Genomic DNA, 15,370 nt, shown 5'->3' on the forward strand with positions numbered 1-15,370 from the left:
AAAAAATGAATCAATACTTCTCCCTTTTATTATTTCGCAAAACGAATAAACTTATCATAACAAAAATTTAGCAAAATCGACATACACATTTGACCGATTTCATTACATCACGAATTCATATGCTATGATGAAAATAAGGGGGTATTTCTTTGCGTTATTTTTTATATGAGCTTTTTGAGGCACAAAACCGCGATGACGTTGTCGGTGAGGCGTTAGTGAAAGTCGACGCGCAGTGGGAGGAAAATGTTGCGGCGTATGAACATGTATTTACAAGCATTCACGATCGATTGCCGACTTCGATCGTGCAGCACTTTAGCGGCTGGGGCTTTCACGACTCGCGCATCATCAACATTGAGTTTGAGCAAACGAGCTTTTTACGTTTACATGTGCATTTGACCATTTCGAACGCTGCCGCACGTAAAAAGGACGAAAAGCTGTCGCGACTGTCGTTTCAAGACGTATCACATTTTCAATTTCAGCATTTGAACGCACGTAACGATGCATCCGTTCTCCAGCTCGAAATGGACGACTGGCTTTACGAGGAGTTTTTGCCGATTGATGACAACACATTATCGTTTGAAGTGCTGCTGTCGTCTAGTGCGAACATTTTAATACACTTCCCGAATCACGGTGTCACGATGACGCCAATAGAATAAATGACGATTTTTCATGTATAATGATGCCAACAGATGTAAAATTTAACGGAGGTGCAGCTTATGTATTGTCAACGATGCGGCGCAAAAAATAGCGAAACGAGCCGCTTCTGTGCCGAATGTAGCGAGCGGCTCGTGACGAAAAAATTGTTTAGCTGGAAATGGGGCATTGCGCTTATTGTACTTGTTGCGATTAGCAGTACGTATTACGCAACGTCGAACAATGAGCCGAACGTTGAAACCGCAACTCATACTACCGATCGCGTCTCCCTCATTCAAAAAATTCAGCGCGGCATTTTCACCGTCGAGACGCCAACTGGTCAAGGCTCTGGCTTTTTGTATGCAAGCGGTGGCTACGTCGTGACGAACGCACATGTCGTAAAAGGTGTCGTCGATGTAACGGTGCGCAACTCAGACGGCGAGCAACATAACGCGACTGTCATTGGCATTTCAGATGCTTACGACATTGCGCTGCTACACGTGCCGCATTATACCGAGCATGAACCACTCGTCGTCGAAACAGCAGAATCTCCTATTGGCTTAGAGGTAATCGCGTTTGGCACACCACAAGGCTTCGAAAATAGCGCATCGATCGGCTACATTACAGGGCATAACCGCGACTTTTCATTCGAGCACTTCATTTACGAGCAAGTGTATCAAGTAGACGCACAAATCGATAAAGGCAGCAGTGGTGGCGCGCTCGTCGATGTGACGACTGGTAAAGTAATTGGCATTAACTCACTTTTATACACGTCCGAAACGAGTACAAATTTCAGCTTTGCCATTCCGCTTTATACGATGATGCCGTATTTCGATGAATGGATCAAGCAGCCGATGTCACGCGATGCTGTATTGCAAGCAGGTGGCGCATACGTACAATACACTGTTGCACAAGCTGAGACGAACGAGCAGCTCGCTAGTCAGTTCGTGCAATCATTTCGTTCATCCTACGAACAAGCGTTAAACAATAGCGATTTTTCATTAGTGAGTGCGCTGCTAACGGGCTCCGCTTATACCGAAATTAATAACTACATTTTCGATTTAGCGTACGGTGGGCACGTGTTTGAATTTTTATCAAACGACGTGCTAAACGTCACGTATGACAACAATATGTATTATGTCAACACGAATGAAACGTTTTATTTATACCCGCTTCATGGAGAGAGCCAATATTTTAACCAAAACACGACGTACACGCTCATAATCGATGAGTACGGCGCGTTCCGTATTGCAAGCATTGGCATTTCTAACTGAAAAAAGTGTACGACGAGTTCTGTTGCGACTCATCGTACACCTTTTTATTTTTCTATTATTAAACGATACACTGGGGCGTGCTGCTCGTGCGCGTCATCATATAGTTGCTGTAAATGTGCAAGCGTCAAATCATCCGCATGCAGCGTCGTTGTCGGCACATCATATTCGTCAAGCCACACTTGTTGTAACTCAATCACTTGCCCGCTTTGCTGATGCGCTTTTATGTAGTCAAATAGCTGCTGCACGCGCTCGGCTGTGTAGCGAAAGCTCAACTCGTAAATGAACGGCTGCTTCGTGTAATCGCTCACGTCATAATATGTACCTTCTGTAATCGTCAGCTCATACAAATCTTCTTCATTCTCAATGACGAGCAGCTGTGCCTCCGGATCCATGTCCTCCCACGGTAAAAATTCATGCGCTGTCATATTACGTGCGATTGCCTCGCGCACCGTTATGTATGTTTCGTTCCCCTTCACCTCAGGTAGTTCACAATTAGTCGCAATAAATGTACAGTAGCTCAATGAAAAACTTCCCCTTTCCGATAAGCATAGCATTATCGACTATGTCACTCCAAACATTTACATTATACTTGGCTCTTCACCATAACTTGGGGTTGCTTTTCACGTCAACCCCAGATTACGGTGATGAACCTTATACTTTCCACATCTCACAATAATTTCAAGTCATTTCGACCACTTCTATTTAACAAAAACAATGGATTTCTCGTTTATATATTACTATAATATGATGCGTTTGATTAGCTGAAAAGTTACACGTTTAGTAAATATTTAGTAATATATGCGTTTATTCTATATAAAACATGTATAATAAGTAAAGCATTTTGTTTAATTACGAACACTCGGCAGTTCATATACCGAGCGATATTACATTTACTTATAAAGGAGTAACCATTTTCATGAAAAACTGGCTATTACAAAAATTATTTATCGGTTTTTTAGGTATCATTATCGTATTTACAATCGCAATTGGTTTTGCATTTTTCTTTGCGACGAAAAGTATCGTCCAAACATCGTATATGGAAAAATCAACGTTATCTGCAGAGTTTTTAGTAGATCAAATCGACGTTAATAAAGTACAACAGCTCGCGAGCAATCCAGTCGAAAACGAAATATATACAGAGCTTCAGCAGCAGCTAACCGACTTATTAGAGCTGAACCCATTAACGTACATGTACATTATCGTCCCACCGCTTCCTGGTGAAACAGAGGCGACGACGCTTGTCGATGGCGGTGACTTCTCCACTGGTGAAGTATACAAAATTGGTGAAACAATTGAAGGAATCGAATACAACGTCGTATTAGAAGGGCTTGAAAAAAACGGCTCATTCTCACAATATCAAGAAACTGAAGATTTCGGTAATTTAATCGCCTCATACGTACCGCTAAAAGATGAGCACGGCAATATTTTCGCCATTTTCGGCGTCGACGATGAATTCAACTTACTCGGTACCATTCAAGAGCGCGCGTTAAACGACACGTTACCGCTATTTTTAATGACGATTATTGTATTAAGTGCCATCATCGTTACAGTTGCCGCATTTTCACTTTATCGTATGTTTAAGCCAATCATTTCACTGCGCGAGGCGACACTTGCGATGAATGAAGGACAACTAATCGATGCGACACGCGTCATTCAACAAATCGACATGACGAAAACATCAGCAGTCATCAACTTCGCTCGCGATTTCCGCTCGACGTTGCAATCATTTACACGGCTCGTTGGAAATGTCAGCAAATTTTTAAAAACGCTCGTTAGCACGTCACAAGAAATTAACATTGTATCGCACAACGTCAAACAATCGAGCGTCTCGCTAAAGGAATCGATTATCGAAATTAACGACGGCATTCGCGAGCAGCAATCGATCGTCGAAACAGCGAACTCCAACTTTAAGCACATGGAAACGCAAATTGAGCATATTCATGGACATGTTCACACAGTAATCGATAGCTTATCGGCGACGACATCACTTATTGAGCAAAACGCTGAAAACGCAAGCTTCGTCAGCACAAAAGTCGAACAAATGGCACAAACTGCGGCACAAACTGCAGACGAAGTAACGCTGCTTGCGACGAAATATAACAGCATTGAGGAAATGGTCGGCGTCATTCAACAAATTGCCGAGCAAACGAACTTGCTGTCACTCAATGCGTCGATCGAAGCGGCGCGCGCGGGTGAATCAGGTAAAGGTTTCGCTGTCGTAGCAGACGAAGTGAAAAAGCTATCGACGATGACGCAACATTCCGCTGAACATATTCGTGCTGAAATCGAGCAGTTCAAGAAAGTGACAGAGCATGTGCTAGCACAAATTACAGTGAGCACAAGCGACGTTCAAGCTGGCGCAACGCTTGTGAAAAATATTCAAGCCGAGCTACAAACAGTACTTCAATCATCCAAGCTCGTTATGACAAATGTCGAATCAGTTTCAGAAAGCTCAAATACGATTCGCTCGACAGCTCAGCTCGTAAATGATTCGATTCAACAAACGTACACTATTACGAACAAAATTTTACACGGCTCCGAAACGATTAGCAAAACCGCTCACGTTCAAGACGACGCTGTGCTCGACTTAACAACATCTGTACAAGATCTCACAACAGTCGTTGACAATTTAGACGATTTACTTAAACGTTATCAAATAGACTAACAAAACAGGCTGCTCGGCACATTATATGTCGAACAGCCTATTTTATAATTATGTAGCGAATAATGCCTTTCCTACATCGAGCAAAAAAAACACCACCTGCTTCAATTAGCAGATGGTGCTTGCACGAGCAAATGGCAGCGCATACGCAAACAGTTTCGTATACGTTGTTCAACAACTTTCAAAACGTCAATCGTGCGCGCCTTTTTTGTCGCATCAACCGGCCATTTATTTTGCTTTTGTTTTACTTTACGACGTGTTTTGCTACCGCAGTTCAGTAACGAGGTGTGTAGCTGGCACAACAGCTTGCGTAAACGCTTGCTGTGACGGTGCTTTCACCTCCAATGTTAACAATGTCGCTGAGTAACTATCAAACAACATCATAAAATATAATAAAAACAAAACAACTTTCCTTCAATGATCCAACGATTCATTTCCCCTTTATCACTTGATATAATATTATACGCATTTCACGACGAAAGGTTTCATCTTTTTTCAAATCGGTTGATCCTATCGGTTGTTTTCAGCATTAACAAGGAAATTAATGCGACATTGTGAGCGCGGCGAGACTCCTTGAGGAAAAGATCGTGTGTCAAAACGTAGAGGATGCTTGAGCAGGGCGATCAATGTCATTACACGAGCCACCACATTCAAAACAAACATCGTGTTCACCGCCAAGTGATAGGAATTCGCATCAAGCGAGCCGCACTACGCTCCTGCGAATCAACACGCTTTTTTCATAATTAACGAACGATCGTTAGTAAACTTGACTATGCTTTATTTTCAGTAAAAAGACTAAATGGACTATTTCCGTCTATTCTATCATTATTTTTATACCACTTTACCATTTTTTAGTTTAATATAGAGAGAAATAGTATAAAACTAACTATTTTCTTTCCTCAGTAGTAATCCATTGGTAATTATTTCTTTTCCTAAAGGGAGCGAATATTATGAGAAATTGGCTATTTAAAAAATTAGCACTTGGATTTTTTGCCATTGTTTTGGTTTTTACGGTCGCAATTGGCTTTGCCTTTTTTATCGCTACACAAAGCATTGTCAAAACATCCTATATGGAGAAGTCAACATTGTCAGCTGAATTTTTAGTTGAGCAACTCGACATTAACAAAGTGCAACAGCTTGTGAACAACCCTGAAGAAAATGACGTCTATACAGAGCTTCAAGAGCAGCTCACAAAATTACTTGAGCTAAACCCGTTAACATATATGTACATTGTCGTACCACCCGTTAATGGGCAAGAAGATGCGATGACGCTCGTTGATGGCGGCGATTTTTCAACAGGTGACGTGTACGCGCTCGGTGAAACGATGGAAGGCGTACATTACGATTTAGTACTTCAAGCGCTTCAAAAAGATGGCTCCTATTCTGAATACGAGGAAACAGAGGATTTCGGCAACTTAATTACGTCATACGTGCCGCTCAAAAATGACCAAGGTGACATTTTTGCGATTTTCGGTGTCGATGATGAATTCAATTTGCTCGGTGTCATCCAAGAGCGTGCATTAAAAGATACGTTGCCGTTGTTTTTAACGACCATTGTTTTATTAAGCGCTATTATCGTCGCAACAGCTGCAATTTATTCGTATTACATGTTCCGTCCAGTTATTTTACTGCGCCACGCAACACTTGCTATGAATGATGGCGAGCTAATGGATGCATCACGCATCATTCAGCAAATCGACATGACGAAAAAATCTGCAATCGTCAATTTTGCTCGTGCATTCCGTTCGACGTTACAATCGTTCACGCGCATGATTGACAACTTAAGCAAATTTTTAAAGACATTACTTAGCACATCAGATGAAATTCAAGACGTATCACAAAAGGTCAAAACGTCTAACGTCGCGCTGAAACAATCGATCGTATCAATCGATGAAAACATTCGCGAGCAGCAATCGCTCGTAAAAACCGCAAATAGCAATTTCGAGCAAATGGAAACGCAGCTCGATCACATTCATACACATGTTGATTCAGTCATCGACAGCTTATCAGAAACGACTTCACTCATTGAGCAAAATGCCGAAAATGCAAGCTTCGTTAGCACAAAAGTTGAGCAAATGGCACAGTCTGCTGAAAAAACAGCAAACGACGTGACATTGCTCGCGACGAAATACGGCAAAATTGAAGATATGGTTGGCGTCATTCAACAAATTGCCGAGCAAACGAGCTTACTTTCGCTTAACGCGTCCGTCGAAGCAGCTCGTGCAGGCGACGCAGGAAAAGGCTTTGCGGTCGTAGCTGACGAAGTAAAAAGCTTATCTGAGCTAACGCATCGCTCCGCTGAACATATTCGCGAAGAAATTGAGCAGTTTAAAAAAGTAACGGAGCTTGTGCTAACGCAAATTAACGCAAGTACAGGCGAAGTGCAAGACGGCGCACAACTCGTAAAAAATATCCAAACCGAGCTACACAACGTTTTGCAATCATCAAAGCGCGTCATGACAAATGTCGAGTCCGTTGCAAGCAGCTCAACAGCGATTCGTTCACAAGCAGATTTAGTAAACGATTCGATTCAGCAAACGTACGACATTACGACGCAAATTTTACAACGTTCAGAGCAAATCGGTGAAACGGCACAAGTACAAGACGAAGCAGTTGCTGGCTTAACGCTTTCCGTTGCCGAAATGGCGAAAATTGTAACGAATTTAGAGCGTATGTTGAAGAAATATAACTTAGATTAACTTACTTGAAACAAAAAAGTGTGTAGCAAGTCAACAGTTGACTTGCTACACACCTTTTTTTATTGATACACTTTGATCGTCACTGTACGACGACCCCATTTGTATGCTGAACTTTTCGATTTCATAAATAAATCGATTTTGTTCCCTTTAATTGCACCACCAGTATCACCAGCGATTGCTTCCCCGTACCCTTCAACCCATACTTTCGAGCCTAATGGAATGATACGTGGGTCTACAGCAATAACTTTTTTGTTCGGATTTTTACGTAAATTAATACCTGTTGCTGTTACGCCTGAGCAGCCTGCACAATATGCAGTATACGCTGTTGCTGTTACACGTAACGTTTTGAATTTACGTGTGTCCGCAGGTTTTTGTGCTGTCGCAGGCTTTGAAGTAGCTGTTGACGCCTTCGCTGACGGTACAATTAATTTTTGACCTACTTGCACTGTATTTGATTTTAAGTTATTTGTCGTTTTTAATTTTGCTACAGATGTACCGTGCTTTTGTGCAATTGTCGATAAAGTCTCACCTTTTACGACTTGGTACGTAGCTGCTTCTGTCGGTGCAGCAAAAAGTGTTAAAGCAATTAATGCGGCACTAAGAAAAGTGAATAGTTTTTGGATCGGCATGAAGTTCCTCCGTTATTTTCGTTGTTTTTTCATTCCACAGTTACTATGTTACCGTTCCTATGTTTCAATTGTGTAACAAAGCTGCGTTAACTATGTTACAAAAGTATTACGTTATTTGTTACATTACAGTTATAGGACATCGTTTGTAACATAGAAGCCTTAAAAAATCCAACTAATGGATATTAAAGGGATTAAATCCCATTAAAACAATCTGACTATTCAATAAAAAAAGCAAGCATACGACAACTGCCGCATGCTTGCCACTTCTTTACGGGTTACGCACCCATGTTAAACCGATTGTTCCTTCACCAGCATGTACACCAACTGCTGCTGATAACGGAATTGTAATAAATTTCGTATTCGGGTATTGTGCTGCTAATTCCGCTTTCCACTCGTTCGCTGTTTTCTCATCGTTACAGTTAATGACTGCCGCTTCGTCTACACCGTTTGCTTTTACATCTTTTTCGAATAAATCAATAATTTCTTTACGCGCACGTTTATCCGCACGCACCTTTTTTTCTACGAAGCAAACACCTGCATCGTCATATGAAATAACGAGCTTAATGTTCAATAAATTACTAATAAACATCGCTGTTCCTGATACGCGACCACTTTTGTGCAACTGTGAAAGACTTGCTGGAATGAACGATAATGAAGCACGATCGCGCAATGCGTTCGCCGACTTTACAATTTCCTCTGGCTCAACACCTTGTGCATGTAAATCGATTGCATGCTCAAGCATTTTTTGCATCGTATATGAGCCGATGCGTGAATCGATTGCGTACACTTTAAACCCTGCTTGCTCGGCTGCCATAGGTGATGATGCTACTGTACCTGACTGCTGACCGGATACGTGTACCGCAATCGCGTAATCGTACCCTTCAGCTTTCAACTTTTCATACAATGCAACATGTTCACCGAAGCTCGGCTGTGACGTTTTCGGGTGTGACTTCGCATTACGTAATTTATCGTAAAACGTCTCATGTGTGAAATCGACCGTCTCTTTAAATGAACCATCCTCAAAAACCATTACTAATGGTAATACGTGAACGTTATGCTGTGCAATAAAATCTCGTGTTAATAGGGCTGCTGTATCTGTTACCCATGCTACTTTTTTACTCAAGAAAATTCTCCTTCATGTAACAATATTTCTGTAAAAATCGTAATAGATTCACTGTCATTCATATAGTGACAAATGTCATATTCAGTATAATAATTACGATGTTCGACATAATTTTGACATGAGTTATGTAAAAGGATTATATAGGCATTTTAATTTGTTCACCACACTATATTTTTGATGTACATGTTTTGTTTTGGCGCTTCCGATGATAAAATCAGTTGTTGCTTAGTTAAATCAAACAGCATATAATAAAGTAAAATAATGGTTCTCACCTATAACTTAGGATAGCTTTTCACGTAAATGTCCTGCTCTCGTTTCAAGCAACGTTTATGTGTCAATCCCAATTTGTAGTGACGAACAAAGTCCAGACGGTTATAAAATCATTTTTAGACAGAACCTAGTTTATCAAAATAATTGAATTGGAGTGTTTGTTATACGACGTTTCGCACAAATTAATGCCGTTACAGAGCCAATGATTTTATATACAATCGATACTAGCCACCTTCAACAATTCAAACAACTTGCATATGCACAGCAATTTCCAACAATTCATTTGCACGAAAAGCTCGATCTATTAAATCCATTCATTACGACGGCCAATATATGGTTTGCACTAAAAACACATGACAGCCCCTCTCACAAACGATTTTTTATCGATGAAACGAAGCGCTTTGCGTACAGTGCGGCCATTTTTCAGCTCGAATATATTGAACGTAATCGCATCATTAGTGCGTTCGTAAAGCGCGAAAGTACGACCGACGACACACTGATAATTCTCGCATACTATTTAAGCTATTATGTGATGGACTGGGTTGTACGTGTGATGGAAACAGTCGATGAAAACGAAAGCGTTATTTACTATTTAGAAGAAGCAAACTTTAATAAAAACATGGATATACAGCACGAAGATGAGCACCAGCGCATGCAGCGTATGTATTTGCAGACGATGATTGTGAACGCTAAACAAACAGATGACTTCCAAAAGGCAATCAACAATGCCATTCGCGATACGCATCATAAACTGAATGTACATATATAATAGAAGAAACAGAAAAAGGACGTGCTGTTCGTTGCACGTCCTTTTTTCATTAATGCGGTAAAAACACGAGCTGTAGCGCAAACAAAATCGCAAACGCATACATAAGTGGATGCACCTCTTTATGCTTTCCGACAACAAGCTTTAATAACGGATAGCTAATGAAGCCGACCGCAATACCTGTTGAAATGCTCGACGTCAGCGGCATTGCAAGCACGACTAAAAATGCAGGAAACGCTTCGTCCATATCCGCCCAGTTAATGTCCTTCACCGCACCGATCATTAAGCTACCGACGATGATTAACGCAGGTGCAGTAATGGCCGCAACTCCTGATACTGCGCCGACAAGCGGACTGAAAAATGACGCCACGATAAACAGCACTGCAACGACAACTGCCGTTAAGCCCGTACGTCCACCGATTGCAACGCCTGCTGACGATTCGATATACGCTGTCGATGGGCTCGTTCCAACCATTGCCCCTGTCGTCGTCGCAATCGAATCCGCTAGCAATGCTTTACGCGCACGCGGCAATTCATCGTCTTTCATTAAACCTGCTTGCTTCGCTACCCCGATTAACGTCCCCGTCGTATCGAAAAGCGTCACTAAAATGAACGAAAACACGACACCGTATAAGCCGTACGTCATGACATCTCCAATTGCTTGAATCGGATTCCATACTAAAATGCCTTCTGGAATGTGCGGCGTTTGTACAACGTCCGTCACCTTTAGCTGACCTGTCATCGCCGCTACAATACCTGTAATGAGCATGCCGATAAAAATGCCCCCCGGTACACGGCGCGCCATTAACAATACCGTTACCGCTAAACCGAACACCGTTAGCAGCACGCTTGCCGAACGTAAATCACCTAAGCCAACTAAATTCGCCTCGTTCGCCACAATCACTTTCGACATGCGCAATCCGATAAAGGCGATAAACAGCCCAATCCCTGCTGTAATCGCAAGCTTTAAATTGTTCGGAATGACCGCAATGAGTTTTTCACGAAACGGCGTTAAGCTAATAATCATAAAAATTAAACCAGCAACAAATACTGCACCAAACGCCGTTAAATAATCAATTTCACCATTTGACGTTAGCACGACTGTATACGTAAAATACGCATTCAAGCCCATTCCTGGCGCGACCGCAATCGGATAGTTCGCCACTAGTCCCATCCAAAGCGTCCCAAACACTGCCGCAATGATTGTCGCAATGAACACTTGGTCGACCGGTACACCTGCTTCTGCTAAAATAGTCGGATTGACGATGACGACGTACACCATCGTTAAAAATGTCGTAATACCTGCTAGCACTTCTCGCTTCACAGTCGTTCCATTTTGCTGTAATTGAAACATTAGTTGCACTCCCCCTATAAAACACGAACATTTTCAAGAACATTAAACATATTATTCGTTTTAATCCGTCGTTGCAACTATTTTTCACGAAAATAAAAAAGTCTTTATTATCGGAATTTATGCACAACTTAAAAATTCATGCATTCATACATCTTTAACCAACAATGTTGATTAGCTATGGACTTCTCACGAGTGTGTGGGCGCTAGACAATTCACGTATTGCAGCTCGTTTTACCTCTACGATTACTCGAGACAGATCCATCTTCTATCGCTAGGCGGCGAACACGATGTTGGTCATGAAGAGGAATTGTTATATTGTGTAGTGGCGCTTATTGCCTTCCTCAAGCCTCCTCGCGTCTGCCGTTCTTGAGGCACGAGTTATTCCGTTAAAAGTCTCGCCGCACGCTCCTATTAGTTTCTATTTTGCTGCTGAAAACAACCGATTGTGCTATAGAAAAGTAGCGTATGAACAAACCGAATCTCGGTCACGTTAACGTCAAAAAACTGTGCTAATCGTCCATTTCGACCTTTAGCACAGTTTCCGTTCATCTTCATATTTTCGTCAGCACAATGCCAACAATCGCTGCCATAATACCAGCGAGCTGATAAAACTTCAGCCGCTCTTTATATACGTAGCAACTCGCCACAACGACGACAAGACAGCTTAAACTCACAATCGGAAAGACGATGCTCGCAATACCTGTGCTAAGCGCAAAAAAGTAGCTGCTATAACCGACGACGCTAATCGTACCGATGACCGCCCCCCATTTTGCCTCAAGCGCATGCCACTCCTCCTTTTGCAGCAAGCTCATTATAAATAAATAGATCGCCCCACCTGCATACATACTCATTAACACAACGATCGTATCATAATGATGATGCGTCGATGTTTTCATTAAAATACCGAGCACACCGAATGAGCTAAACGACAGCGCAACATGAAATAGCCACGACTTATATTGCACCGCCGCGCCTTTTGCTGCCGCTGGTGTGTATTGAATAACGACTGCTGAAAACATCATGAGCAAAATGCCGCCCCATTGCAAGAGCGTAATTTCCTCATGAAAAATAATCGCCGCGCTCAAAATCGGCACAATCGCATTCGTGCTAATGAGTGGAGACGTTAAGCTCGCCGGTCCTTTCTCAAACGCTTTTGCCATTTGAATGTTACCGTTTGCATTTAAAATACCAATCATTGCTCCAATCAACACCGGCACGAGCTGCACTGTACCGATCGACGTCATAAGCCCATACGTCAGCATCAGTAAAAATGCGACAACATAAAAGAAAAATTGCATATGTACTTTCGAAACATTTTTCCCTGCTGTCAGTTTAAAAATAAAATTGTTAATGCCAAAACACATCATCGTGACAACTGCCGCCAACGCCCACATCCTGCTACCTTCTCTCTAAAAAAATCTTACTTATTGTAATGGACATTGACGTCTTTTAGCATCGTTTTCACATTTATTAGCACAATTTTATATTATTGTAGCAATTATTTGTCCTTATGAACGACATATACATATATGAATATACAAAAATATTTACATATTAAACTATGAATATGTGTAAACTACCATTCCGTCGATACGATCAGCTGCCCGGACACCGCATCGATGCACTGCACACGATTGCCACTTCCGCGATGCTTGAAGCGATAAATGAGCATATCGACTGGATCGTCCAATTCATAACGCTTATCCCATTCAAGCTGAGCTTCCACGTCGCACAATGCGTGTTTCGCTTCTTCTAATGGCATAAGTGGCTGCTTACAAAATGCATGCAACACGCTCGCTGACAATCTCGGCGCCATAAGCATATCAACGAATCCCGTCTTTTTATTCACCGACAATCGGAAAAACTCACCTTGCACAATTGTCTCATCAACAAACAACGCAAAATGGAAAAAGGCATGACGTCGTTCCACCGTCGACTCCTTCACTTCCATGCGCAAATACGGTACGAACGGCGCGTAATACGTTTGAATGAAGCGAAGTGCGATGTCCTCACATTGCGCGTAATGAAGCGATAAGTTGCCAGCACGCTCTTTAAACCAAACGAAGCCGCGCAGCTCACCTGTTTCTTTATGCACCGTTGCCTTCAACGTCTCCTCGAAGCGGTCAAACAAAAATTGCTCCATCGATTTATCCGTAGGCTGCTCATACGTTTCATCGCGCCATACGATGCCGATACAATCGTCGTCGATATCAGTCTCACGAATGCGCACCATCGATGGCGGCACACCGATTATATTTTCAAGCGTTGTATGACGCTCATCACACGCAACGACTCGAAGCGGCACGTACGTTTCCTCGATTTCTTCTATTTCCTCATCGTGATGCGATAAATCATTACCCGTTTGTGCGTCGAATGAATGATACAAAAACGTACTATGATACACGACGTATAAGCCTGATTGCGCCACGTCATAATAATTGCTCGATATGTACTGTAGCTCGGTCGTCCAATTGGCATTATGTAGCTGCTGAAGTATCGGTGCTGTTTCTGCAAGCGTCGCTGGTACGTGCGGCGGCGTCACGACATACGGACGATATTCAAAATTTATTAGCTGTCCGTCATGCGCCACTTCAATCGTACACCACGAACCGAGTAACGGCACACTGGCAACGAGCTGCTTATAATAAAATCGATCACTCGTCTCCTTCGCTTTCACTTCCTGTAGCGTAAAATAATCGAGCGCGTCTGCGTATTGCGTCGTCATAAACTGCTCGGCAATCATCTGTAGCTCGTCTGTTGATTTACGTTCCTCGGTTAACTGTACTGGCTGCGATAGCGACAATAGCTTACCTTGTCGATTCACTTTAATGTAATACCCCTCTTCTATATCATTCTGTTTCCAAACGAACGTCGCCTCATTTTCATCGATATGTTCAATCGCTAACGAAAACGAAGCAGGAACCGATACGTATTGTAATGCCATTTGTTGAAACATTCCATTTACCTCCTGTTGTTGAATTGTGCGCTGCATGCTTCCTTCTAATTTCGCCTTCAGCTGTAGTCGCGCACGATGCAGCTGCGTTTTCACTGTATTTAACGGCTTGCCAATCATGTTAATCGTAAAAATAATGGAGTAGTAGCACGCTGCGATAGTTCTCCTTCAGCTCGCCTAATGCATCGTATAGCGCATGAAACTGCGGCGTCGGCTCGTCATGCTGCAATTGCTGTAGCTCGACAACAATCTGCGCCGCTCGCTTTTCCTTCTTCATGTAATGCAAACATTCACGAATAAGTATTTTATATAGCCACGTTGCAAAATACGCCGGCTCCTTTAATTGATACAATGCGCTATAAGCTTTCATGCTCGTCTCCTGCACAACGTCCTGCGCTGCCATATAATCTTTCGTATAGGAACATGCCGTCGCAATCAATTTCGCTCAGTGCAACTGAAGCAGCTCCTCAAACGCTCGCTCGTCTCCATCGCACGCACGTTGAACGATCGTTGCCATGCGCTCACCTCCTCTACTTATTAGAGCATGCCAACACGATAAAAGGTTTCGTTTCGCCAAAAATTTGCGAAAAAAAGCGCATCGAAAGAAACGATGCACTCGAGATATATACATATATTTATATACATATATTTTAGTATGTAAATATTTATATATATTACTAAGTGTGTTAATACGCCGTGTTTCTAAAGCTGAATCGGTTGTTTCAGCTGCAAAACGGAGATCAAAGCGATTTTGTCATGGCTAGCGTGTGCGCCGAAACTTTTGTAGGAATAGCAGGTCTGTTGATTAGCTATTTTTATACAGCTGAATTGCTTGTTTTTAGTAGCAAGACGGAGATGAACGCTGCATTTTTGTGGCATGGAGCGGGTGGCGAGACTCCTTGGGGAATAGCTCGTGCCTCAAGACCCCGTAAGCATCCACATAGGAGAGGCGCGGAGGCTTGAGCCGAGCCCCAGGAAAGCGAGCCACCATACGCGAAATGCCAGTT

12 protein-coding genes are annotated in these 15,370 nt (G+C 42.4%); 5 read left to right on the forward strand and 7 right to left on the reverse strand.

Annotated elements, in window-relative coordinates; genetic code table 11:
- Positions 1-149 precede the first annotated feature (149 nt).
- A complete protein-coding gene (locus A6K76_RS01510; RefSeq protein WP_066461398.1) occupies positions 150-656 on the forward strand; it encodes a DUF4085 family protein in 507 nt (168 codons plus the stop codon).
- Positions 657-716: 60 nt separating this feature from the next.
- A complete protein-coding gene (locus A6K76_RS01515) occupies positions 717-1,907 on the forward strand; it encodes a trypsin-like peptidase domain-containing protein (protein ID WP_066461399.1) in 1,191 nt (396 codons plus the stop codon).
- Positions 1,908-1,951: 44 nt separating this feature from the next.
- Here the strand turns inward: A6K76_RS01515 and A6K76_RS01520 are convergent, their stop codons facing one another.
- On the reverse strand, positions 1,952-2,428 hold the full coding sequence (locus A6K76_RS01520) for a hypothetical protein (protein WP_066461401.1): 477 nt from the start codon (positions 2,426-2,428) through the stop codon (positions 1,952-1,954).
- A gap of 395 nt (positions 2,429-2,823) precedes the next feature.
- On the opposite strand from A6K76_RS01520, the gene A6K76_RS01525 reads away from it, so the two are divergent.
- Together A6K76_RS01525 and A6K76_RS01530 are read left to right on the forward strand one after the other, a co-directional pair.
- On the forward strand, positions 2,824-4,572 hold the full coding sequence (locus tag A6K76_RS01525) for a methyl-accepting chemotaxis protein (protein ID WP_066461402.1): 1,749 nt from the start codon (positions 2,824-2,826) through the stop codon (positions 4,570-4,572).
- Positions 4,573-5,519: 947 nt separating this feature from the next.
- Positions 5,520-7,268, forward strand: a complete 1,749-nt coding sequence (locus A6K76_RS01530) for a methyl-accepting chemotaxis protein (RefSeq protein WP_083995174.1) — start codon at positions 5,520-5,522, stop codon at positions 7,266-7,268.
- Between the two features lie 59 nt (positions 7,269-7,327).
- Here A6K76_RS01530 and A6K76_RS01535 read toward each other — a convergent pair whose 3' ends face one another.
- Positions 7,328-7,891 carry a 3D domain-containing protein gene (locus A6K76_RS01535; RefSeq protein WP_066461421.1) on the reverse strand — a complete coding sequence of 188 codons (564 nt, stop codon included), beginning with the start codon at positions 7,889-7,891 and terminating at the stop codon, positions 7,328-7,330.
- Positions 7,892-8,165: 274 nt separating this feature from the next.
- The gene (locus A6K76_RS01540; protein WP_066461406.1) at positions 8,166-9,020 is read right to left on the reverse strand and encodes a DegV family protein; all 855 of its coding nucleotides are present in this window, start codon (positions 9,018-9,020) and stop codon (positions 8,166-8,168) included.
- A gap of 424 nt (positions 9,021-9,444) precedes the next feature.
- Here A6K76_RS01540 and A6K76_RS01545 point away from each other — a divergent pair, with 424 nt between their 5' ends.
- Entirely contained in the window at positions 9,445-10,059 is a 615-nt protein-coding gene (locus tag A6K76_RS01545; RefSeq protein WP_066461409.1) for a hypothetical protein, read from the forward strand.
- A 49-nt stretch (positions 10,060-10,108) separates the two neighbouring features.
- Here A6K76_RS01545 and A6K76_RS01550 read toward each other — a convergent pair whose 3' ends face one another.
- The 4 genes from A6K76_RS01550 to A6K76_RS01565 form a co-directional block, all read right to left on the reverse strand.
- Positions 10,109-11,410 (reverse strand): NCS2 family permease, encoded by a 1,302-nt coding sequence (locus tag A6K76_RS01550; protein ID WP_066461412.1) that lies wholly within the window; start codon positions 11,408-11,410, stop codon positions 10,109-10,111.
- 551 nt (positions 11,411-11,961) lie between these two features.
- Positions 11,962-12,804 (reverse strand): DMT family transporter, encoded by an 843-nt coding sequence (locus tag A6K76_RS01555; RefSeq protein WP_066461414.1) that lies wholly within the window; start codon positions 12,802-12,804, stop codon positions 11,962-11,964.
- Between the two features lie 182 nt (positions 12,805-12,986).
- Positions 12,987-14,483, reverse strand: coding sequence for a YcdB/YcdC domain-containing protein (locus tag A6K76_RS01560; protein WP_066461416.1), 1,497 nt, complete (start codon positions 14,481-14,483; stop codon positions 12,987-12,989).
- Between the two features lies 1 nt (position 14,484).
- Positions 14,485-14,802 carry a sigma-70 family RNA polymerase sigma factor gene (locus A6K76_RS01565; RefSeq protein WP_066461418.1) on the reverse strand — a complete coding sequence of 106 codons (318 nt, stop codon included), beginning with the start codon at positions 14,800-14,802 and terminating at the stop codon, positions 14,485-14,487.
- Between the last annotated feature and the right edge of the window lie 568 nt (positions 14,803-15,370).

This window comes from Caryophanon latum, from assembly GCF_001700325.1.
Classification (GTDB): Bacteria; Bacillota; Bacilli; order Bacillales_A; family Planococcaceae; genus Caryophanon; species Caryophanon latum.